The following is a 20319-nucleotide window of genomic DNA, read 5'->3' as shown; positions in this document are numbered from 1 at the left end:
TATGTAGGTCTGTATGCCTTTCCTCAGTTTAACAGTCCAAGGATAGCCCAGACAAATGAATTACGATCAAAAAGAACGTTGCCTTTCTGCGCGGCTGCTTCCTTATATCCTAAAAAAGCGTTCCGAATTCTCATTCGGAACGCTTCAAGCTGTTGAGAAAGTCCTGTTCGTTTGAAAATCCAAAGGCTGCCGGAGAAAACTGTTCATCTAAACAGAATAGACTTGTGGCAGTTGGCAACCTTCCTGTAAAATTGTTTTATATTCGGGTTAATCGAACCTCTTTTAATCATATAGCTATAGCGTATTCTCTCATTCTTTAGTTGCTGTTGCAGGTCCATATCTTGCTTCCATGCCTTCTCTGGTGACGATCCAAACTTTGCCGAATTTTCTTATTGTTCCAGCCGGAAATTGACTAAAGGTTCTTCTCATATAAGAATCATCTTTGCCCCAGATTTCAGCGCATGCTTTTTCCGATCGCTTGCTCGCTTAATTTTACCATAAAGAAAAAAGATCGCCCAGATACGGTGATCTTTTTTCTTGTTATACTTAAACGATGTCCCACATTTTCTACTGCTTGATGCCGTAGATGATGTTAAGCGTTTCTTTGATTTCTTCGTCGGACATGGAATGCTCTTCATCGATGTTCTGGCCTTCGAGACCTACCCAGACTCCCCGAGTTCAAAAGTCACATCTTCATGCAGCATAAACTGAATAGTCGTATGCGCTTCTTCTTCGTAAAGAGCGTCTCCCGTAAACTCCACGATGTCGTCTTCCTCTTCCGATTTGAAATGCCTCCACTCGGGATTGCTGAAAAAATTTTCAATTACTTCGCCGACCGGCTGCGCCGAATACGAATTCAAAGCGCCTTGTTGGACCATTTCCACAACGCTTTGCGGATCGTAGTCGGCATAATCTTCAATCACGTCCGATGTGTCCACGTTCGCTTGGGTATCCTCATCGACACTTGGATTGGTATTGGCGGTCGTCGCAGGATCATCCGACTGAATGGCATCGGTTGCGGGCGGAACGTCGGCTTTGACCGTTTCCTCGGTCCCGGACTGATCGGCCTGCGTTTCTTCGCTGGTTGGTTCGACAACGGCGGCCCGCTCTGTTGGCGTGTCCCCTTCATTGTTCACTTGAGTCTTTTCTCCTCCGCATGCCGTCAATACCGCAATCAACCCGATCATCATCCACTTTGTTTTCATTCTTATGCCCTCGTTCTTCTCAAATCTAAGATTTGATAAGTTTTAATTTTCATATCCCATTTACGAAAAAGCACATCAAAAAAAGACGGCCATAAAGCGGCCGCCTGTTTCCGAGCATTAATCGAGGTTGAATCAAATCCCTTTGTTCCTTTCGTCCGCTTCCCGCAGCTGCTTGTGCAGCAGCGGATAAAACACGATGCCGCTGGCCAGCAGCAGAACGCCGAACAGGAAGGTTTGCCAATCGCCCATACCCGCATAAACGACCCAGATCGAGTAGATCGTCGCAAGCACCGCGACGATGCCGTCCATGCGGCGCTCCCGCATAACCGAATATCCTTCCCCTGTCAGCGTCAGCTTAAGCTGGTAGACCGAGGCGATCAGGTAAGGGACCAGATACGCAAGCGTGGCGACCACGATAATGAAGTCGAACGCCTGCGAGATCGAACCGGAGATCGTCGAGAAGATCAGCAGTTGGCCGAGACCGTTCGAGATCCACAGCGACAGTTTCGGCATGCCTTTGTCGTTCTCTTTGCGAAACGGCTGCAGGAAGACACGCTGCCGGGCCGCTTCGTAAGGCACTTCCGCACTCAGCAGCACCCAGCCGATCGTGGAACCGATCAGACTGATCAATCCGAGCGCGGCCAGCAGATAACCGCCGTACGGACCGAGTACGGCCGCCATCGCATCGACGAGCGGATTCTGCGACTGCATCAGCTGTTCCTTGGGCAGAAGGCCCATGGTCAGAATACTGATTCCCACATACAGCACGATCGAGATCGCAAGTCCGGCAACCGTCGCGCGGCTGACGTCTTTTTTGCGTTTAGCGCGTGCCGCGAACACGGTCGCCGACTCCACGCCGATAAATGCCCACAAGGTCACGACCGCCGCCGCATTGACCTGCGACAGCAGCGAAACGGATCGTCCTTCGCTGTCCAGATGTGCGGCTGCGAACTGTCCCATCGTGGACGACTGGAACGCAAACAGCGCGATGACGATAAACAGGGCAAAACCGATCACTTTCGTAGCCGTTGCGATCAAGTTAAGCCGTCCGGCACCCTCGATGCCTCTCAGCGCCAGAAAATGCGTACTCCACAGCAGCAGCGAGCAGACGATGAAATTCAGCGCATGGCCGATCGTCAGTTGGAAGTCGCCTGCGCTCATCAAGATCACCGTGCTGTTCATTGCAGGGAAAAAGGTGGACAGATAACTCGCGAACGTCGTAATCACCGCAACAAATCCCGCGATATTGCCGATCCAGTATCCCCAGCTCGACATAAATCCCGACAGCAGCGATAAATTCGGGCTGTTCGGGAACAATTCTTTGGCATAGATTTGCGGACCTCCGTTCAGATCCGGTTTGCGCAGCGCCAGATTTCCGAATACAAGCGCCAGCATCAGCACACCGAAACCTGTCACTGCCCAGGCCAGTACCGTACCTGCCGGACTTGCGGCTTCCGCCAGCGAACGCGGCAGCATGAAAATGCCCGATCCGACCATATTGCCGACGACCAATGCCGTCAACACCCATAAACCCAATGGCTTTCCCTTACTCAATCCAAATACCCCTTTTCGTTCATACTCTATCTCTCTAACAGGGAGTCGCAAAAGAGAACTCCGGTTTTCTACTATACTCTTTTCTCTGGTAAAGCGAAAGAGCGAATTCCTTTTTGGGGATGCAGGTTTGTGACAGTTGAGGCCCTTCAACCCCCCGGATCTTTTCCATCGTTGTACGAAGCGGCCGCGCTCCTGTAGAATGAACAGGAAATCATTTATTCGGAGGCGGGCATGAATCGATACAAAAGCGAGAAAGACATTTTCTTCTTCATTCTGAACTGGTCCATTATTATCATTCTGCTGATCCTGGTCTGGATGGGACTCAGCACCGGAGGCTCCCTGCTGTTCATTCCGGTCTGGCTGTTGATTCTGATGTTCGTAGTCTCCACCTGGTATATTACGAACTATGAGATTCAGGACGGCCATCTGCGCGTGCGTTCGGGTCCGCTGAACTGGAATATCCCGATCGACCGGATCGAAGCCGTTCGCCGCAAACGCAGTTTCAACTCGGGCCCCGCCCATTCGCGCAGCCGTCTGGAGATCCTCTATACCGGCGGCAGCATTCTGATTTCCCCGCTTCGGGAAGAGCAGTTCCTCAAGCAGCTCCAAGCGGCCAACCGCAAGATCAAAGTGGACGTGCCGGATATCAAAAAAGAAAACGGCTGAGGCCAAACAAGCCAAAAAACCTTCTCCGGTCCGGAGAAGGTTTTTTGACGGCTCCGCTGTTGGCGCGGCTTCTGTTGGTGCGGCTTCGTCAGTTGTCGAATTCCCGCAGGCTGACCCAGCGTTTCTCGGCCGCCGACCGTTCCACGGCTTCAAGAACGGCCTGGCATTTCACACCGTCCACGAAGTTCGGGACCGGTTGACGGTCTTCCGCGATCGCTTTCATCAGCTCGTGCACTTCATGCGTCACGGTATGTTCGTAACCGATCGTATGTCCGGCCGGCCACCAGGCATGCATATACTCATGCGCCGCATCGGTCGCCAGCACGCGCCGGAAGCCCTGCACGTCTTCGGCATCGTTCGAGAAATAGACTTCAAGCTCGTTCATCCGTTCAAAATCGAACCGCACGCTGCCAAGGCTGCCGTTGATCTCGAATGAATTGGTGCTTCGATGACCGTTCGCGAAGCGGGTCGCTTCGAACGTGCCGAGCGCCCCGCCGGCGAACCGGGCCATGAACATCGCCGCATCGTCCACCGTCACTTCGCCGCGCGGACCGTCCGCACTGCCTTTTGCCGTAAGTCCGGTCATCTCCGTCGGCATCGGCCGCTCTTTGATGAACGTCTCCGTCATACCGACCACTTCGTCGAACTCTCCTACCAGATAGCGTGCCATATCGACCGTATGCGCGCCCAGGTCGCCGAGCGAACCCGAGCCGGCTACCTCCTTGCGCAGTCTCCACACCAGAGGAAAGTCAGGATCCATGATCCAATCCTGCAGGAACAATCCGCGAAAATGGTAAAGGGTACCCAGACGTCCTTCTTCGATCAGTTTCTTGGCCAGACGCACGGCCGGCGCGAAACGGTAATTGAAGCCGACCATATGTTTGACACCTGCCTGCTCGGCGGCTTCCAGCATCTCTTTCGAATCGGCAAGACTGAGCGCCAGCGGCTTTTCGCAGAAAATATGCTTGCCGGCCGCCGCAGCGGCCAACGCGATTTCCTTGTGCGCGTCGCTTGGGGCGTTGATATCGACCAGATCGATATCCGCCCGCGCAACCAGACTGCGCCAGTCGGTCTCTACGCTGTCCCAGCCGAACTGCTCGCCCGCCGCGCGTACCGCCTGCTCGTCCCGGCCGCAGATCGCTTTCATTCTCGGCTTTGGCACGTCCGGCAGAAACATCGGCAGCGCCCGGTACGCATTGCTGTGCGCTTTACCCATGAATTTGTAGCCGATCATGCCCACATTGATGAAGTCGTTCAAGTCCTTGTTCCACCCTTCCGGCTTCCGCCTCTGTATGATATCGCTTTCATCTCCAGTTTACCGGATGCTGCCGGGGAATGAAAGTTTTGGTCCGCATCCCGATCCGCATCCCGATTCGATGTCCAAAAAGGCTTTCGCCCGCAAGCGAAAGCCTTATGTACAAAGCGGGCGAACAAGTCGTACGAGCTATCTTGAAGGAGCCGATACGGCTTCGGGCCGGTCTTCCGCCGCACGAAGCGGTTCGGGCCCGCTGCGGCCTTTGAGCGGAGAAGACGCCAATCCGCCCTCGCGCACCAGATCGCCGAAGATTGCGGCCAGTTCCCGGGCAATCGCGGAATCGTCCTGACGCAGTGCGACCAGGCTCGTTTGCAGAGCGAATTCGGACAGCTCCCTGACCCGGACAGGCGTCAAGCGGCCGTCCCGGACTTCTTCCCGTGCGCAGACCGCCGGCAGGAAGCCGATTCCCGTTCCGCGCAAAATAAGCTTTTTGGCCGTTTCGGAATTGTCGACGTGAAAAGCGATATCCGGCGGCGAATCCAGCGCCTCGAATGCCCGGTGGATCCGCAGCCAGTCCAGGGTCCCGCATTCGAAGAAGACCAGTTTGTGCTCCTGCAAAGCTTCTACCGATACGGATTCTTCGCGGGCAAACGGATGGTTCGAAGGCACATACAGATGAATGGGATCTTCGTAAAAGGCGGCGGTGCGAAGAGACGGGTGCATCACTTTGCGGATAAACGCCACATCGATCTCTCCCGCCAGCAGCCGCTTGACCAGCTCTTCGGTTCCTCCCGTGCTCAATTTGACATGAACGCCGGGGCAGCGTTCGTGCAGGCGGGGCAGCAGCTCGGGAATCAGATAATTCGATACGGAAATCGTACTGCCGATCCGCAGTTCCTGCGGCAGCTTCTCCGAACGGCGGATATGCTGGCGGCCTTTTTGCAGCGTCTTCAGCATTTCCTGGGCATACGGCAAAAATTTGCGTCCTTCTTCCGTCAGTACGATCTGCTTGCCGATCCGGTCGAACAGCCGGCAGCCGAGTTCACGCTCCAGCGTCTGGATTCTCGCCGTGACCGAAGGCTGCGACAAAAACAGCGCTTCGGCCGTTTTGTTGAAGCTCCCATAGTGGTTGATATAGACGAAAGACTCGATATTCTCAATATTCACTCGGCCGCCCCGCTTTCATTACGATTTATCCGATTGATTAAGTCGGTTTAATGTATCATAGTGTCCGCAGGCGAAGCTGTCAATCGACAACACCCATAGAAAAAATCGATAACAAAAAGCCGTTCCTCTGTCTGCAGGGAACGGCCTTTTGGTGAAATCGCCGCTATCAAGGCTTTCGTTCGGTCCCTCGCCTTATCGATGTTCTCTATAAGCGGTGAATCTTCTTGTCCGCCGTGTCGTCCAGAATACGGTAAGCGGAGCGTCCCATATAGAGAGGAATCGATAATTGCGCCGGATCGGGCAGACCGTCCGCATCAAACAAAGCTCCATCCTGATAGACCTGCACGATTTCTCCCACAATCCAGTAATGATCGCCGTACCGATTACGATCGACGACCCGGCATTCGTTCTCATAGATTTCCGCCCTTTCTTGTTTATTTCCAGGTACAGACTCCAGACGAATCCTGGATTCGCCAGGCCTTACCACTTTGTATTCCTTACCTTCGTTTTCCGGCGGAATTCAGGGCAGGATCTCCACGCTGCCTCCGCTCAACCGCTTCACCCCTTCTCCCTCGTAAGCTTCCAGGTCGCGCATCAGCCCAAACAGCGCGCGGTCTTTGTGTTTGGCTTCGAGCATGACATCCAGATGCGAAGAAGTCTTCGCCGCTTCCCACAGGAATTCGAGCAGCGGACCCGCTTCGACACCGTCCGCATGGCTGCGGCGGTCGGTCGCGCTTCGGGGACTTGAAGCATGAATCTTCGGCGGCAGATGCTCGCCTTCCGGCACATCGATCCGCGCCAGCGGAGATTCCCAGGTCCGGGCCACTTCGGGCCACCAATCGGATGCCGGCTCTCCCGCGCTGTTAACCCAATGATGATGGATATCGAGCACCATCGGCAGGCCGGTCCGCTGCGCGGCCGCAAGCGTCTCGCCGGCCGTAAAAGTCTTGTCGTCGTTTTCCAGGGTGAGACGGCATTGAATGTCGGGATCGAGTTCTTTAAAATGCTCCACGAACCGGTCGGCCGCCGCAGGTTTGTCGCCGTAGGCGCCGCCGATATGAATATTGTTCTTGGAGCGGGCGTCCAATCCCATCGCCTTCAGCATCTGCACATGATAGCGCAGATCGCGTACCGACGAAATCAGCACCTCGGGGCGCGGGGTACTGAGCACGGTATAATGGTCGGGGTGAAAAGAAACGCGAAGCCCGTGCCTGCGCACATAGTCTCCGATTTCCGCAAAAGGCTCCGCCAGTGCCGCAAAAGGATTCCAATCCTGCAGCTCGGCGTGCGTCGCCAGCGGAATCAACTTGGAGGAAAAGCGGTACATATGGATTCCTTCCGCTACGTTATGGCGCAGCAGGCGCAGCGTATTGTGCAGATTGACCGCCGCGATGCGTTCCAGTTCGCGCAGGCCGGCTTCCCGGTCCGGCAGTTTGGAGAAGCGCGCCATCGTCATGGTTTTGGAAGGCGAAGAATCCTGGATTTCGAGCGACATGGCCACGTATCCGAATCGAACGATCATAAGGCAGCTTCCTTTCCGCATTTCGTATAAAAGTAGAAGGCATCATAACCTCATACCGCAAAGCGGCCTTGTTTAATCACTTCGTCGCGGTCTGCGTCGTGGAGTTGGCATGGCAAATACGCCGGAAAGCCCAAGGGCTTCCGGCGTATTTGCCGCCATGCTTCCGTGCAGAACTGCGATTGGGCAGCGGCCGGATTATTTTTCGAGTGTCAGTTCCAGCTGTACGTTGATCTCGTTCTCCGTGCTGAGCACAACGGAATGCGGGTTCGCAAGACCAAAGTCTTCGAAAGTCACGACAGTCGTACCCGACAGCAGAAGCTTTCCGCCCTGGTAAGAAGCTTTGGCTTCGAAGGTTACCGGCTTTTCGATGCCTTTGACCGTCAGCGTCCCGTCCATTTTGAAGTCGTAAACTTGTCCTTCCGTCCACTCCTGCGGCAGTCCGTCGAACGATTTTGCGGCAAAGGTCGCCTGCGGATATTTGCTCATCTGGAAGTAATCGTCGCTTTTGATATGTTCGTCGCGCTGGGCGTTGCCGGAGTCGATCGCATCGACTTCGATCGCGCCGCTGCCGCTCGTCTGCGCCGCATCGCCCACATTCACCTCCCAGGTTCCGCTGACCTGATCGTCGACGAAGTTGACTTCTTCCTGGGAGGTCGTCACCGAGAAATACACTTTGGATGCGTCCGCGATCTTCCATGTTCCGTTCAACTGGTCTGCGGCGACCGCCGCTCCCGCCGCGGCTGCTTCCGCGGTTCCGCCTGCGGCCGTCTTGGCGTTTGCCGCGGCCTGGGTCGGCAGTACACTTTCGATTTCGACATTGTTGCCCAAATAATTATTCACTAATGCATAACCGCCTGCTCCGCCGATTACGACAACCGCTGCTGCCGCAATGATCCAATTTCTCGCTTTTTTATTCATGATTTTCTCCTCCTGCGCATCTGTTTTTTAGTATCATATCCGTTTAATGTGTCGGGCAAATGTCAAAACGGCTTCCGGGCAAAAATGTTGTCGTTTCCGTATTAAAAAAAGGAAAACCCCTTGTTCCCGCCGGTTTTGTTTGTAGAATAGAATCCATAGCAAAGAAGCGGAACCTAAGGAGGGAAACGGCTTGACGACCATTTTGATTATCGAAGACCAGGAAGCGATCGCACGGGTGCTCGCCGCCTATCTCAAAAAAGCCGGGTTCGATGTACAGCGCGTATCCGACGGCAGCCAGGCGATGAACCGGTTCGACGATACGCAGCCCTCCCTCGTGCTGCTCGACATTATGCTGCCGGGCGTCGACGGTTGGGAACTGCTGACGGAAATCCGCAGACGAGGGTCCTGCCCGGTGATCATGCTGACGGCGCTGGGCGATATCGATTACCGGCTGAACGGATTGAACGGCGGAGCCGATGATTATATGACCAAACCTTTCATTCCGGAAGAAGTCGTGGCGCGGGTCAATGCCGTGCTGCGCCGAAGACCCGTTTACAACCATGCAGAGGCCAGCCGAAGCTTCGGTACGCTTGTGATCGACCGAAATGCGCAGCGGGTCTCGCTCAACGGAGCCGAAGTTCCGCTGACCCCGCGGGATCTGTCGCTGCTGATGTTTCTGTCGGCCTCGCCGAACCGGATGTTTACGCGGGAGCAGTTGATCGAACAGGTATGGGGAACCGATTACGAAGGCAGCGACCGTGCGGTCGACCTGTCCATCAAGCGGCTGCGTCAGGCGCTGTCGCATTGGCCGACGGAACACGGCGAGATTCGCACTTTACGGGGAACGGGGTATCAATTTTGCATAGCCGAATAAATCAAGAACTCAAGACGCCGAAACGGAGCAAGGACCGGGGAACCCGCAGGCGCAGGGGAACCTCCATGCTGACCTATTGGACGCTGCGCTATTTTCTGATTCTGTTTGCGGCACTGGCGATCGTAATCGGAGTCGCTCTGTACGGCATACGGGAAACCGCGATGGACAACCGTTCGCGCACCGCAGCCATGCTTGGGCAGGAAGTCGCCGACCGGGTCAACAATCGCGACGGCACCCTGACCATTCCGGATAATCTGAACACGATTCTCGATGATCGCATGCGCCTGTTCAACATGAATCTGGATGTCTGCCTGCTGGTAGCCGACCCGCAGGGAAACGCCCTGTTCACGCGGCCCGAAATGACGGATGCGCAGGTTCAGCAGAAACTGGATCCCCGGCCGCGATCCGGCGAGCCGGAATATCAGCTGATCCGTACGCCGATTATGGAAAACGGGCAGGAAGTCGGCGGCGTCTATATCAGCCAATTCCGCAAAACACCCGCTTATACATCCAACGAGCTGATCATGTTCGCGGTCGTGTTCGGCGCCCTCGCCCTCTCGGGCTGGTTCACTATCTATCTGCTGTCCCGCAAATTGTCCCGTCCGATCCGGCAGGTCGCGGAAAGTGCACGCCAGATTCGCAACGGGCGCTACGACGTCGATTTGGAGATCGAAACGGGCGAACGCGAACTCGGCGAGCTGGTCGATTCTTTCCGCGGCATGGCCGGACGCCTGCATCAGCTGGAAGAATGGCGCGAATTGTCTCTGGCCGGCGTAACCCATGAATTGAAAACGCCGGTTACTTCGATCAAAGGCCTGGTGATGGCCGTGCGCGACGATGTCGTAACCGGCGAGGAAGCCAAAGAGTTTCTCGATATCGCTCTGCAGGAATCCGGACGGATGGAGCGGATGGTCGCGGATCTGTTGGACTACAATGCGTTTTCTTCCGGCCATGTTTCGGTACGACGGGACCGGATCGATCTGAAACTGCTGGTATCGGAAATCGTCTATCAATGGAGGCTTCCCCATGAATCCGATTCGATCGAACTCGATTACGAATTCCCCGACGAAATGGTCTATACGACGGGCGACGCGCTGCGGATCCAGCAGATTGTCGTCAACCTGCTCAACAATGCCATGCAGGCCGCGCATCCGGCCCGCCCGCTTCGTCTGCACATCGCCATCCGTGAGTCGGAAGGGCGGATCGGCGTGGAAGTGACCGACAACGGCGCGGGGATCCAGGAGCAGGACCGCGATTACGTGTTCGACCGCTTTTTCCGCAGCGAAGAAAAAAAGCGCATTACGCGCGGTTTGGGTCTGGGTCTGACTTACAGCCGTCTGCTCGCAAGAGCCCAGGGCGGAGAATTGAAACTGCGAAACAGCGGGCCGTCGGGTACGACTTTTTCTCTGGAACTCCCAAGGTAACTTCATAAGTATCCCGTCTGCCCGCTCCTTGGCGTCAGCCTGTCTTTTGTACAAAAGACAGACTGACGTTTTTTTTCGAAAATTAGGACCCAGGACTATGATTGAATGATTATATTCGACAAAATCCTGAAAATATAATGTCGATTTTGTGAAAAAAGGAGTGAATTAGGACTTGCGAACCCCAAGATCAGATAGTATTATAGGACTACAAAGAGGTTCTGAATTTCTAACACAACTTTGAAGAGGTGATCCAAATGACCCTGCTAGTCGATTATTGCCCGAAATGCGGGACGATTTTCCAGAAAAACTTCCGAAACATGTGCGGTTCCTGCAGCAGCCAAATGGACGGACACCTCAATCTTTGTTTGGACTATCTGTGGAGACGACCGAAAAGCACGACCAAAGAATTATCCGAAGCCACAGGCGTATCCTTGGCCGAACTCCATGTCTTTATCAAATCCGGCCGCCTGGCTTCTTCTTATACGCATCTCACTTATCCCTGCGAATCCTGCGGCTGCGATACGCGCAGCGGACGCCTCTGCTCTTCCTGCAACGGAGTGTTCCGCGAAGCGGGTGCAGCCAAAGCCGACGACAAACTGCCGGCTCGCCAGGTTATCATCAAGACCACGACCAAAATGATGTATACTTCGCGAAGATTCTAAGAAGATGCCGTTTAGTGCTTAACGGTATTTCGATGGCCTTTGCACAGAAGCGAATTCCCAACAAAAAACCTTCAACTCCGCAGGCCGCGTGGAGTCGAAGGTTTTTTTACCTGCCGATAAACGGATGCGCGGCGGCTTGAAAGTCTGAGCGACTTTCCGCTCCGGAAACCGAATGGCCCGCAAAGTAACGCTGAAGCAGCTCATAGGAATGAAGACGTTTGGCAAAGTCGCGGATCGGACTCGTCACGATCAGTTCATTCACTCCTCCAAGTCTTGCGGCTTCCAGCAGACGACGCCCGACCGTTTCCGCCGAACCTTTGATCAGCGGAGACGGCACCTGTTCGATCCGGTAGGCTTCGCCCGATTGAACGCCGAACTCTTCGGCGCGCTCCCGATCGCCGATCGTAATCTTGCGGCCGCTGGCCAGAAAGACCCGGAACAGATCGCTTTCGGCCGCGATATCCTGCGCTTCCCGATCGCTGTCCGCCAAAGCGGCCGATACGGCCAGTATCGATTCCGGCTCCGATCCGCCCGCCGGCACGAACCGGTCGCGATACCGCTGCAGCGCCGCCGAAGCCTGATCGAGATCGCCGTTGATAAACAGCGAGAACACGTAAGGCAGTCCCAACCGCGCGGCCAGATCCGCGCTGTCCGAGCTTGCGCCCAACACATACAGCCGGGCCGGTTCTTCGGGCACCGGTTCGGCGCGAAGGCCGGCCAGCGGACTGTCCGCTCCCGGATCGATCCCGCCGATATACCCGCGCAGCTCTTCGAGTTTTCCTTCAAGCGAAGCGTCTTCTTCCGGAGCATTCCGGCGCAGCGCAAGCGTCGAACGCGGCAGGCCGCCGGGTGCACGGCCGATGCCCAGATCCAGGCGCCCCGGTTCCAATCCGGCCAACACGTTGAAATTCTCCGCCACTTTGTAAGAACTGTAATGCTGGAGCATCACTCCGCCCGATCCGACCCGGATCCGCTCCGTTGACGCGAGCAGATAAGCGGCCAGCACTTCGGGCGAAGAACCGGCTGCCGCCCGCGAATCGTGGTGTTCGGACACCCAGAAACGATAGTAACCGAGCCGGTCCGCCAATCGGGCCAATTCGACCGTATGACGCAGCGCCCGCTCCGGCGTATCTCCTTCGAACAACAGCGTTTGATCCAAAATGCCCAACCGAATACTCATCCGATTCCCCTCTTTCTGTCCTTCCGATTCTTCTAAATATGCACACCCGGCAGTGAAGCCGGCACGCTTCGGCGCCGTTCGAGTTCCACTTGCAGTTCCGAAAGCGAGCGTTCGAGCCGCGAAACGGTTTCTTCGGACAGCGTGTATCCGCCTTCGGGTCTTCGCGTGATATCCTGATCCAGGCTGTACACGCCGCCCAGAATATTCCGCGCCGCCAGAGCGTTCAGCACAGGCTTGAACGCATAATCGATAACGAGCAGATGCGCAAGGGTGCCGCCGACAAACAAGGGAAGCACCGGTTTGTCGCGCAGCCCTTCCTGCGGGATCAGATCTAGGAACGTTTTGAGCACCCCGGAGTAGGCTGCTTTGTAGACCGGGCTTGCGAAGATAATCGCTTCGGCCGCTTCTACCCGCTGCAGCGCTTCGCGGATCTCGGGACTTGCAAAGTTGGCGCCGATCAGATCTGCCGGCGGAAGATTCGCCACATGCAGCAGTTCGTGGGCCAGTCCTTCTTCGTCCAGGCGGCCTTGCAGATATTGAATAGGCCCGTACAGCCTCGAATTCAAATTCGGACTTCCCGAGACAACCAGGATTTTGGCGGTCATATCGATTTCCTCCTTTTTCAAAGCGGATAATGGCAGGCAGCCGTATGTCCGCTGCCTACAGAGACAAAAGCGGGTTCCGCCCGGCGGCACAAGTCGGTCGCGATCGGGCAGCGCGTATGGAAGCGGCAGCCCGCAGGCGGATTCATCGGCGAAGGAATCTCGCCTTTTGCCGTGAACGTTTCGTTCCCCGCCTGCGGCGATCCGGGAATGGACGAAAGCAGCGCCCGGGTATACGGATGGGCGGGGCGGCGGAACAGCTCTTCGCTCGGCGCAACCTCGACCAGCTTGCCCAGATACATCACCCCGATCCGGTTCGAAATATGACGCACGACCTGCAGGCCGTGTGCGATAAAAAGCGAGGTCAGACCGAGCTGCCGCTGCAGGTCCTGCAGCAGATTTACGATCTGTGCCTGTACCGATACGTCAAGCGCGGAGACCGCTTCGTCGGCCAGGATAAAGCGGGGATTGACCGCAATCGCCCGGGCGATCCCGATCCGCTGCCGCTGTCCGCCCGAGAATTCGTGCGGATAACGGTCCTGCCAGGACGATTGCAGTCCTACCTGTTCCAGCAGCTCGCCGACCCGGCCGCGCCGCTCGGCTGCCGTGAGCTTCGTGTGCACGCCAAGCGGCTCGGCGATGATCTCGCCGATATTCCAGCGCGGGTCGACCGTACCGTAAGGGTCCTGATGAATGATCTGAAGATCGCGGCGGGTCTCCCGCCAGCGCCTGCTGCCCTGCGGCGACAACTCTTCGCCCCCGTACAGAACCCGGCCTTCCGTCTGCGATTCCAGCTGCAGCAGCAGGCGTCCGAGCGTAGACTTTCCGCTGCCCGATTCGCCGACAAGCCCGAACGTTTCGCCTTCGGCAATCGACAGCGACACGCCGTCGACGGCGTGAATCACGCGCTTCCGGCGTCCCCAACCGCCGCCGATCGGATAATGTTTCTTGAGATTCTGCGCTTCAAGCAGAATAGGCGAAGCCTTCCCGTTTATCGCGGCGACCGGCAGCGCGGCCTGCAGCAGCGGCCGCGACACTTCCGGCTGTACGGCGGCAGCGAACGAAGCGGCGGCGGCTCCGGCCGCCGCTTCGTCCGCATGCCAGCAGGCGGCCAGACGGCCGGAACCCTGATCGCTGAGCGGAGGAACGCTCTCGCGGCACCGATCCGAAGCATAAGCGCAGCGCGGATGAAAGCGGCATCCGCCCGGCATATCCGCCAGACCCGGCGGCGAACCTTCGATCGCGCGAAGCCGCTCTCCGCGGCGGATGTCCTGCGTTAACGCGGAATTCAGCAGCCCGCTGGTATACGGATGCCGCGGAGCCGTTAGCACTTCGGCTGCCGGACCCTGTTCGGCGACCCGGCCTGCGTAGAGCACAACGATCCGATCGGCCATTTGGGCCGCTACGCCCAGATCGTGCGTAATCAGCAGGATCGACATGCCCAGGCTCTCTTTCAGCTCGTCCAGCAGCTCCAGAATTTGCGCCTGGACCGTAACGTCGAGCGCCGTTGTCGGCTCGTCCGCGATCAAGAGTTCCGGTCCGCCCGACAGCGCCATGGCAATCATAGCCCGCTGGAGCATGCCGCCGGACAGTTCGCCCGGGTACTGCTTCATGCGAAGTTCCGGCTCGGGAATGCCCACCCGGCGCAGCAGTTCGACTCCTTCCTGCTGCAGCACCGATTTTTTCTCCCGGCGATGGGCGCGCATGGTCTCCACAATCTGGCTGCCGATCGTAAAGACCGGATCAAAAGCCGCCATCGGTTCCTGGAAGATCATCGCGATACGCCGGCCCCGCAGACCCCGGACAAGATGGTCGGGCAGCGATTCGATAGACTGGCCGCCCAGGCGGATATGGCCTCCGGCGATGCGGCCGTTTTCGTAATCGGTCAGCCGCATGATCGCTTTGGAAGCGATCGTCTTGCCGCTGCCGGACTCGCCGACCAGGCAGACCGTTTCTCCCGGGGCGATATCGAACGAAATCTCCGAAACCGCCGTCAGTGTCCCGCGGGGCGTATGCACATCGATCGTCAGTTCTTTGACTTCAAGCCCTGTTTTCATGCCGCGATTCTCCTTTCCGGTATAGGGTGGGTAAGGCTGCGGACTTTTTTGATTCCAATCCGCCGGTCAGACTTAGACTTTTCCTTTTCGCTTGGGATCGACGGCGTCGCGCCAGCGGTCGCCGATCAGATTGATCGACAGAACAAACAGCGTGATCGCAAGGCCCGGGAACGTACAGATCCACCACGCTACCGTCAGATAACCGCGGCCCTGCGACAGCAGGGCCCCCCAGTCCGGAATTTCCTTCAGCACGCCGAGACCCAGAAAGCTGAGGCCCGCCCCCGCCAAAATGGAAGAGCCCAATCCGAGTGTCGCCATCACCAGCAGCGGCGCAGCGGAATTCGGAAGCACATGCCTGATCAGGATCGAAGACGGTCTTGCGCCGATTGCCCGCGAAGCGAACACGTAACCCCGGCGGCGAATCGCCAGAATCTGTCCCCGCATCACCCGGGCGTAACCCGGTACCGAGGAGATCGCGATCGCAAGCACGATATTGCGCAGACCCGGTCCAAGTGCGGCCGCGATCGTCAGCGCGAGCAGGATCCCCGGAACGGTCAGCAGCACATCCATCAGCCGCATGAGTACCGTATCCAGCTTGCCTCCGGCGTATCCGGCCAACGTACCGAGCGTCCCGCCGATCAGCACGCCCACCAATACCGAACAGATCCCGATCAGCAGCGAATCCCGGGTCCCGTATACGATCAGGCTGAAGACATCGCGTCCGAAATAATCGGTGCCGAGCGGATGCAGGACCGAAGGCGCCTGCAAAATCGCTGCCGTGTTCATCTCCGTCGGCGAATACGGAGCGATCCAGCCGGGAACAAGCGCACACAAGACCAGAAAACTTACGGCGATCCCGGCCAGTCCCGTAAGCACGTCGGCAGAGCCGAAGCGCAGTTTTGTTCCGCTTGTCCGATGTTGGGCGCCGCATGGCGCCTTGTCGAGTCCTGCCTGCCGGATCCGCCGCAGGCGTCCGGACGTTTTGGCCGCAGCCGCCGAATGTTTCATTGCCCTGCCCCTCTCCGTCTTATTCTGGGATCGATCGCCGCATACGACAGATCGACCAGCAAATTGATGCCTACGTAGACGATAGCCGTGAAAAAGACGACGCCCTGCACGACCGGCAGATCTTTGGCCATAATCGCATCGGCGAGAATCCGTCCGACTCCCTGGCGGGAAAAGACCGTTTCGATAATGACCGTTCCCGCCAGCATGTCGCCGATCTGCATCCCGATCAGCGTCACCGCCGGAATAAGCGCGTTGCGCAGCACATGTTTGTATTGAACGAGCCGCTCACGCAGTCCTTTCGCCCGAAGCGTCGTGACGAACGGTTCGCCCAGCACCTCAAGCATACTGCCGCGAACCATGCGTACGATCGAACCGGCTCCGACAAAACCAAGCGCAAGCGCCGGCATCACAAGGGTCGCCCAACCGTCCGACCCCATGGCCGGCAGCCACTTCAGCTGCACGGAGAAGATCAGGATCAGCAGAATCCCCGACCAGAATGTCGGCATCGAGATGCCGAACAGTCCGACAATACGTGCGGCGAAGTCGATAAGGCCGCCTTTGCGAACCGCCGATGGCACGCCAAGCGCGACGCCGACCACAATGGCAATCAGCGAACTGGCCGCCGTCAGCAGCAGGGTCGCGGGAACCTGATGCAGAATCTTGGGCAGTACCGGCTCCGACCCGACGAGCGAGCGTCCGAAATCGCCGGTCAGCATATCGCCGAAATAAGTCAGCAGCCTTTCATGAAAAGGCCGGTTCAGCCCGAGCTGCTCCCGAAGATTCTCGATAACTTCCGGACTGACCGAAGTCGGATCGACCATCGACAGTACCGGGTCTCCCGGCAGCAGATAAAAGATACAAAAGACGAGGGCCAACGAACCGACGATCACAAGCAGCGAACTGGCGAGGCGCGAAGCGATAGCCTGCAGCATCGAAATTCCTCCTTGCCGGCCGTTTGCGCTGCTGTCGGGAACGCGCGGCCGGTTTATTTTTGCAGATAGACGTCATTGAAGATCGGATAACCGAACGGGTCGAAGGCGAGCCCCTGAACCGATCGGCCTGCAGCTACCGTGTACGGGAATACGTACACCGGCAGGATCAGCGCCTGATCGCTGATATACTGCTGCACTTTTTTGTACAGCTCGGCCCGCTTGGCTTCGTCGGGTTCGATTGCTCCCTGATCGAGCCATTCGTCGACCTGCGGATCGGACAATCCGGACAGCGTGCGCCGGCCTTCTTCTTCGGTCGAATGGTAAAAAGAAGCCAGACCGTGCGGATCCGAGTTCACCTGGCTGTTGCCGTACAGATCGTAGTCCCAATTCTGGTACACGACCGTGGCAATATCCTGGGTAATCTCGACCTCCGTTTCGATTCCGATCGCTTTGAGCTGCTCGCGGATCATGGCAGCGATATCGTTGCGCTTCTCACGGTTCGGCGAACCGTCCACATAATGCAGCGTCAGCTTTTTGCCGTCTTTCACGCGGATTCCGTCCGCCCCCTTGACCCAGCCCAATTCATCGAGCAGCGCGTTCGCTTTGGCCGTATCCGGTTTGATTTGACCTTCCAGCGATTCGTCGTATCCGAGAATGCCGGGCGTGACCGAAGACCAGGCCCGTTCATAAGTGCCCAGGTACAGCGTCTTGACGATCGAGTCGAGATCGACGGCGTACTGCACCGCCTGGCGCGCTTTGAGTTCGTTCCAGGGCTCATGCTCCAGATTGAAAAACAGCGTGTAGGGGAAACCGATCGTATTGGTCTGAAGCAGCTGCGCATTCGGATCGTTTTGCAGCGCGACCACGTTCTGCGGCGGAACGGTTTCGGCGGCCAGCACCTGCCCGCTTTGCACGCCGCCGATCCGCGTCGCTTCTTCCGGTACGATTTTGAAGGTCAGCGCATCGAGGTAAGCCGCCCCGGTATTTGGGGACTCCGCGCTTCCCCAGGCATAATCGGGATTCTTCGCCAGCTTGATCTCCGCGTTTTCCGACCAGCTTACGAACTTGAACGGTCCTGTACCCACCGGGTTTTTCCCGTAATTTTCACCGTCTTTTTGGGCGGCCGTCGGCGAGACGAGGCTCAACATGCCCTGGCTCAGATTGCCGAGAAACGCCTGGGACGGGGTCTCAAGGTTCAGCTTGATCGTATGCTCGTCGATGACTTCCGACGATTTGTACGGGTGCAGCAGCGCGAGAGCGTTGGCCGCTTTGGTCTCGGGGTCGATAATGCTGTCGAAGTTGTATTTGACCGCTTCCGCATTGAACGGCGTACCGTCCTGGAACTTCACATCGTCCCTGAGTTTGAGCGTATAGCTCAGACCGCCTTCCGACGCTTTCCATTCCGTGGCCAGCGACGGACCGAGCGAACCGTCCGCATTGCGGATTAGCAGCGTATCGTACAGGGCGCCGAATACCCGGACGGAAACGGCGAGTCCGCTCCGGCGCGGATCGAGCGTATCGGGCGAAGTGGCCAGAGCGTAGGTGAGTTCGCCGCCTTGAACAGGAGTCGAAGCGGCCGAACCGGCCGTTCCCGAAGCGGCTTTCGCCGTGCTTCCGCCCGGTGCCGGTCCGCATCCGGCAAGCGCCGTAGTGAGCGCAAGAGCAAGGGCTCCGAGCACGCAGCCGAGCTTAAACCTTCTTTTTGGATAGACGCGGCCTGCCGCGAGCTTGTGGATGATCCCGTTCGTCATGGGTAAGCCTCCTTCTGTTTATGTAAGAGCGGCAGGAACGGAATACATGGCTTCCGGCGCTGCCGCGATCGATCGAATACCTTTCCGGCGGGATCAGTTGGACGAAAGGCTTCCCGCCGCCGCTTTCCCGGCAGCCGCCCGGCTGCGCTCGGCCGTATAACGGTTCTCCGGGATCGGCACTCCCAGATTGCCCCGCAGCGTATCGGATTCATAATCGAGGCGGTATAATCCGCGCGCTTGGAGAATCGGAACGACCGTATCGACGAAAGTCCGCAGGCCGCTCGGAATATCCGTATGGACAATAAATCCGTCCGCGGCTTCCGCTTCGAACCATTCCTGAATCCGATCGGCTACGTCTTCCGGCGTTCCGATAAAGGAAGTCTTCGGCGTCGCCGAACGCAGAGCGACCTGGCGCAGTGTCAGACGCTGTTCTTTGGCATCGCGCTTGATCTTGTCCGTTCCGCTCTTGAATGCGTTGCTGCCGAGATCGCCAAGATCCGGGAAAGCTTCGTCAAGCGGATACTGCGAGAAATCGTGATGGTCGAAGAAACGGCCGAGATACTCCAGTGCCTTGTCGATCGTCACAAGCGAAGCGATCTGTTCGTACTTCGCTTCCGCTTCTTCGAGCGTACGGCCGACGATCGGGTTGATACCCGGCAGAATCGCAATATCCTGCGGCTCCCGGCCGTTGGCGACAGCCCGCTGCTTCACATCCCGGTAAAAGGCCTGGGCATCTTCGAGACGTTCATGTCCCGTAAACACCGCATCCGCCGAACGTGCCGCCAGATTTTTTCCGTCTTCGGACGATCCCGCCTGGAACACGACCGGCTGACCCTGTTTCGAACGGTCGATATTCAGCGGTCCTTCGACGGAGAAATATTCGCCCTGATGGTTCAGGCGGTGCAGCTTCCCGGGATCGAAAAACACGCCCGACTCTTTGTCCCGCACAAAAGCATCGTCTTCCCATGAATCCCACAGTCCGCGAACGACATCCAGATGCTCTTCGGCAATCTTGTAGCGGTCCGCATGTGCCGGATGCGAGCGGATCGTATGGTTGCGCGCCGTGCCTTCAAGCGGCGAAGTCACCACATTCCAGCCGGCGCGCCCTCCGCTGATCTTGTCGAGCGAAGCGAACTGGCGGGCGACGGTGAACGGCTCGCTGTACGAAGTGGAGAGCGTGCCGACCAGGCCGATACGGCTTGTAACAGCGGCAAGCGCCGACAGAATCGTAAGCGGCTCGAACCGGTTCAGAAAATGGGGAATCGACTTTTCGTTGATATACAGGCCATCTGCGATAAACACCAGATCGAACTTGCCTTCTTCCGCGGTCTGCGCCTGGCGTTTATAGAAATCGAAATTGACACTGGCGTCGCCGAGCACCTCCGGATGTCTCCATCCCGTTACGCTTCCGCCTACCCCGTGAATAATGGCACCGAATTTCAAGCTCCGTTTGTTCGTCATGCGCTCTCTCCGCCTCTCTTTTTCTCGAAATCACTCAGCCGTAAAATTAAATTAATAATTCCGATGGTTTTTGTATGCTTT

At 57.3% G+C, this 20319-nt stretch carries 19 protein-coding genes; 4 read left to right on the top strand and 15 right to left on the bottom strand.

Features of this window, described 5'->3' with window-relative positions:
- Positions 1–309 precede the first annotated feature (309 nt).
- The 3 genes from HOP44_RS22610 to HOP44_RS03625 all read right to left on the bottom strand — a co-directional run bounded on the left by HOP44_RS22610 (position 310) and on the right by HOP44_RS03625 (position 2759).
- Positions 310–453: a helix-turn-helix domain-containing protein gene (locus tag HOP44_RS22610; protein ID WP_343059785.1), complete on the bottom strand. Its 144-nt coding sequence runs from the start codon at positions 451–453 to the stop codon at positions 310–312.
- Positions 454–659: 206 nt separating this feature from the next.
- The gene (locus HOP44_RS03630) at positions 660–1205 is read right to left on the bottom strand and encodes a hypothetical protein (RefSeq protein WP_172250628.1); all 546 of its coding nucleotides are present in this window, start codon (positions 1203–1205) and stop codon (positions 660–662) included.
- A gap of 132 nt (positions 1206–1337) precedes the next feature.
- Positions 1338–2759, bottom strand: coding sequence for an amino acid permease (locus tag HOP44_RS03625; protein ID WP_172250626.1), 1422 nt, complete (start codon positions 2757–2759; stop codon positions 1338–1340).
- Between the two features lie 231 nt (positions 2760–2990).
- Between HOP44_RS03625 and HOP44_RS03620 the strand changes: the two genes are divergently transcribed.
- Positions 2991–3425: a PH domain-containing protein gene (locus HOP44_RS03620; protein ID WP_172250624.1), complete on the top strand. Its 435-nt coding sequence runs from the start codon at positions 2991–2993 to the stop codon at positions 3423–3425.
- 88 nt (positions 3426–3513) lie between these two features.
- Here HOP44_RS03620 and HOP44_RS03615 read toward each other — a convergent pair whose 3' ends face one another.
- The 5 genes from HOP44_RS03615 to HOP44_RS03595 all read right to left on the bottom strand — a co-directional run bounded on the left by HOP44_RS03615 (position 3514) and on the right by HOP44_RS03595 (position 8287).
- Entirely contained in the window at positions 3514–4659 is a 1146-nt protein-coding gene (locus HOP44_RS03615; protein WP_172251551.1) for a Gfo/Idh/MocA family protein, read from the bottom strand.
- 210 nt (positions 4660–4869) lie between these two features.
- Positions 4870–5847, bottom strand: a complete 978-nt coding sequence (locus HOP44_RS03610) for a LysR substrate-binding domain-containing protein (protein ID WP_172250622.1) — start codon at positions 5845–5847, stop codon at positions 4870–4872.
- A gap of 205 nt (positions 5848–6052) precedes the next feature.
- On the bottom strand, positions 6053–6334 hold the full coding sequence (locus HOP44_RS03605; RefSeq protein ID WP_172250620.1) for a hypothetical protein: 282 nt from the start codon (positions 6332–6334) through the stop codon (positions 6053–6055).
- A 33-nt stretch (positions 6335–6367) separates the two neighbouring features.
- Positions 6368–7369, bottom strand: a complete 1002-nt coding sequence (gene uvsE, locus HOP44_RS03600) for a UV DNA damage repair endonuclease UvsE (RefSeq protein WP_172250618.1) — start codon at positions 7367–7369, stop codon at positions 6368–6370.
- 195 nt (positions 7370–7564) lie between these two features.
- Positions 7565–8287 carry a YceI family protein gene (locus HOP44_RS03595; RefSeq protein WP_172250616.1) on the bottom strand — a complete coding sequence of 241 codons (723 nt, stop codon included), beginning with the start codon at positions 8285–8287 and terminating at the stop codon, positions 7565–7567.
- Between the two features lie 190 nt (positions 8288–8477).
- Here HOP44_RS03595 and HOP44_RS03590 point away from each other — a divergent pair, with 190 nt between their 5' ends.
- The 3 genes from HOP44_RS03590 to HOP44_RS03580 all read left to right on the top strand — a co-directional run bounded on the left by HOP44_RS03590 (position 8478) and on the right by HOP44_RS03580 (position 11247).
- On the top strand, positions 8478–9161 hold the full coding sequence (locus tag HOP44_RS03590; protein WP_172250614.1) for a response regulator transcription factor: 684 nt from the start codon (positions 8478–8480) through the stop codon (positions 9159–9161).
- 65 nt (positions 9162–9226) lie between these two features.
- Positions 9227–10585, top strand: a complete 1359-nt coding sequence (locus tag HOP44_RS03585; RefSeq protein WP_172250612.1) for a HAMP domain-containing sensor histidine kinase — start codon at positions 9227–9229, stop codon at positions 10583–10585.
- A 254-nt stretch (positions 10586–10839) separates the two neighbouring features.
- On the top strand, positions 10840–11247 hold the full coding sequence (locus HOP44_RS03580; protein WP_172250610.1) for a hypothetical protein: 408 nt from the start codon (positions 10840–10842) through the stop codon (positions 11245–11247).
- A 106-nt stretch (positions 11248–11353) separates the two neighbouring features.
- On the opposite strand, the gene HOP44_RS03575 is transcribed toward HOP44_RS03580, so the two are convergent.
- From HOP44_RS03575 to HOP44_RS03545, 7 genes are all read right to left on the bottom strand, one after another.
- Positions 11354–12427: an LLM class flavin-dependent oxidoreductase gene (locus HOP44_RS03575; RefSeq protein ID WP_172250608.1), complete on the bottom strand. Its 1074-nt coding sequence runs from the start codon at positions 12425–12427 to the stop codon at positions 11354–11356.
- Positions 12428–12459: 32 nt separating this feature from the next.
- Complete coding sequence (gene ssuE, locus HOP44_RS03570; RefSeq protein WP_172250606.1) at positions 12460–13032, bottom strand: NADPH-dependent FMN reductase; 573 nt, start codon at positions 13030–13032, stop codon at positions 12460–12462.
- A 17-nt stretch (positions 13033–13049) separates the two neighbouring features.
- A complete protein-coding gene (locus tag HOP44_RS03565; protein WP_172250604.1) occupies positions 13050–15086 on the bottom strand; it encodes an ABC transporter ATP-binding protein in 2037 nt (678 codons plus the stop codon).
- Between the two features lie 72 nt (positions 15087–15158).
- Positions 15159–16094: an ABC transporter permease gene (locus HOP44_RS03560; protein WP_172250602.1), complete on the bottom strand. Its 936-nt coding sequence runs from the start codon at positions 16092–16094 to the stop codon at positions 15159–15161.
- Positions 16091–17026: an ABC transporter permease gene (locus HOP44_RS03555; protein ID WP_172250600.1), complete on the bottom strand. Its 936-nt coding sequence runs from the start codon at positions 17024–17026 to the stop codon at positions 16091–16093. Before HOP44_RS03555 ends, HOP44_RS03560 begins: the two co-directional genes overlap by 4 nt.
- 53 nt (positions 17027–17079) lie before the next feature.
- Positions 17080–18777 carry an ABC transporter substrate-binding protein gene (locus HOP44_RS03550; RefSeq protein WP_172250598.1) on the bottom strand — a complete coding sequence of 566 codons (1698 nt, stop codon included), beginning with the start codon at positions 18775–18777 and terminating at the stop codon, positions 17080–17082.
- Positions 18778–18870: 93 nt separating this feature from the next.
- Positions 18871–20238 carry an LLM class flavin-dependent oxidoreductase gene (locus tag HOP44_RS03545; protein WP_172250596.1) on the bottom strand — a complete coding sequence of 456 codons (1368 nt, stop codon included), beginning with the start codon at positions 20236–20238 and terminating at the stop codon, positions 18871–18873.
- Positions 20239–20319: the final 81 nt, after the last annotated feature.

This window comes from Saccharibacillus deserti (assembly GCF_013618475.1).
GTDB classification, from domain to species: Bacteria; Bacillota; Bacilli; order Paenibacillales; family Paenibacillaceae; genus Saccharibacillus; species Saccharibacillus deserti.
The sequence above is the reverse complement of the archived record's forward strand: the minus strand, read 5'-3'. Positions and strand labels throughout refer to the sequence as shown.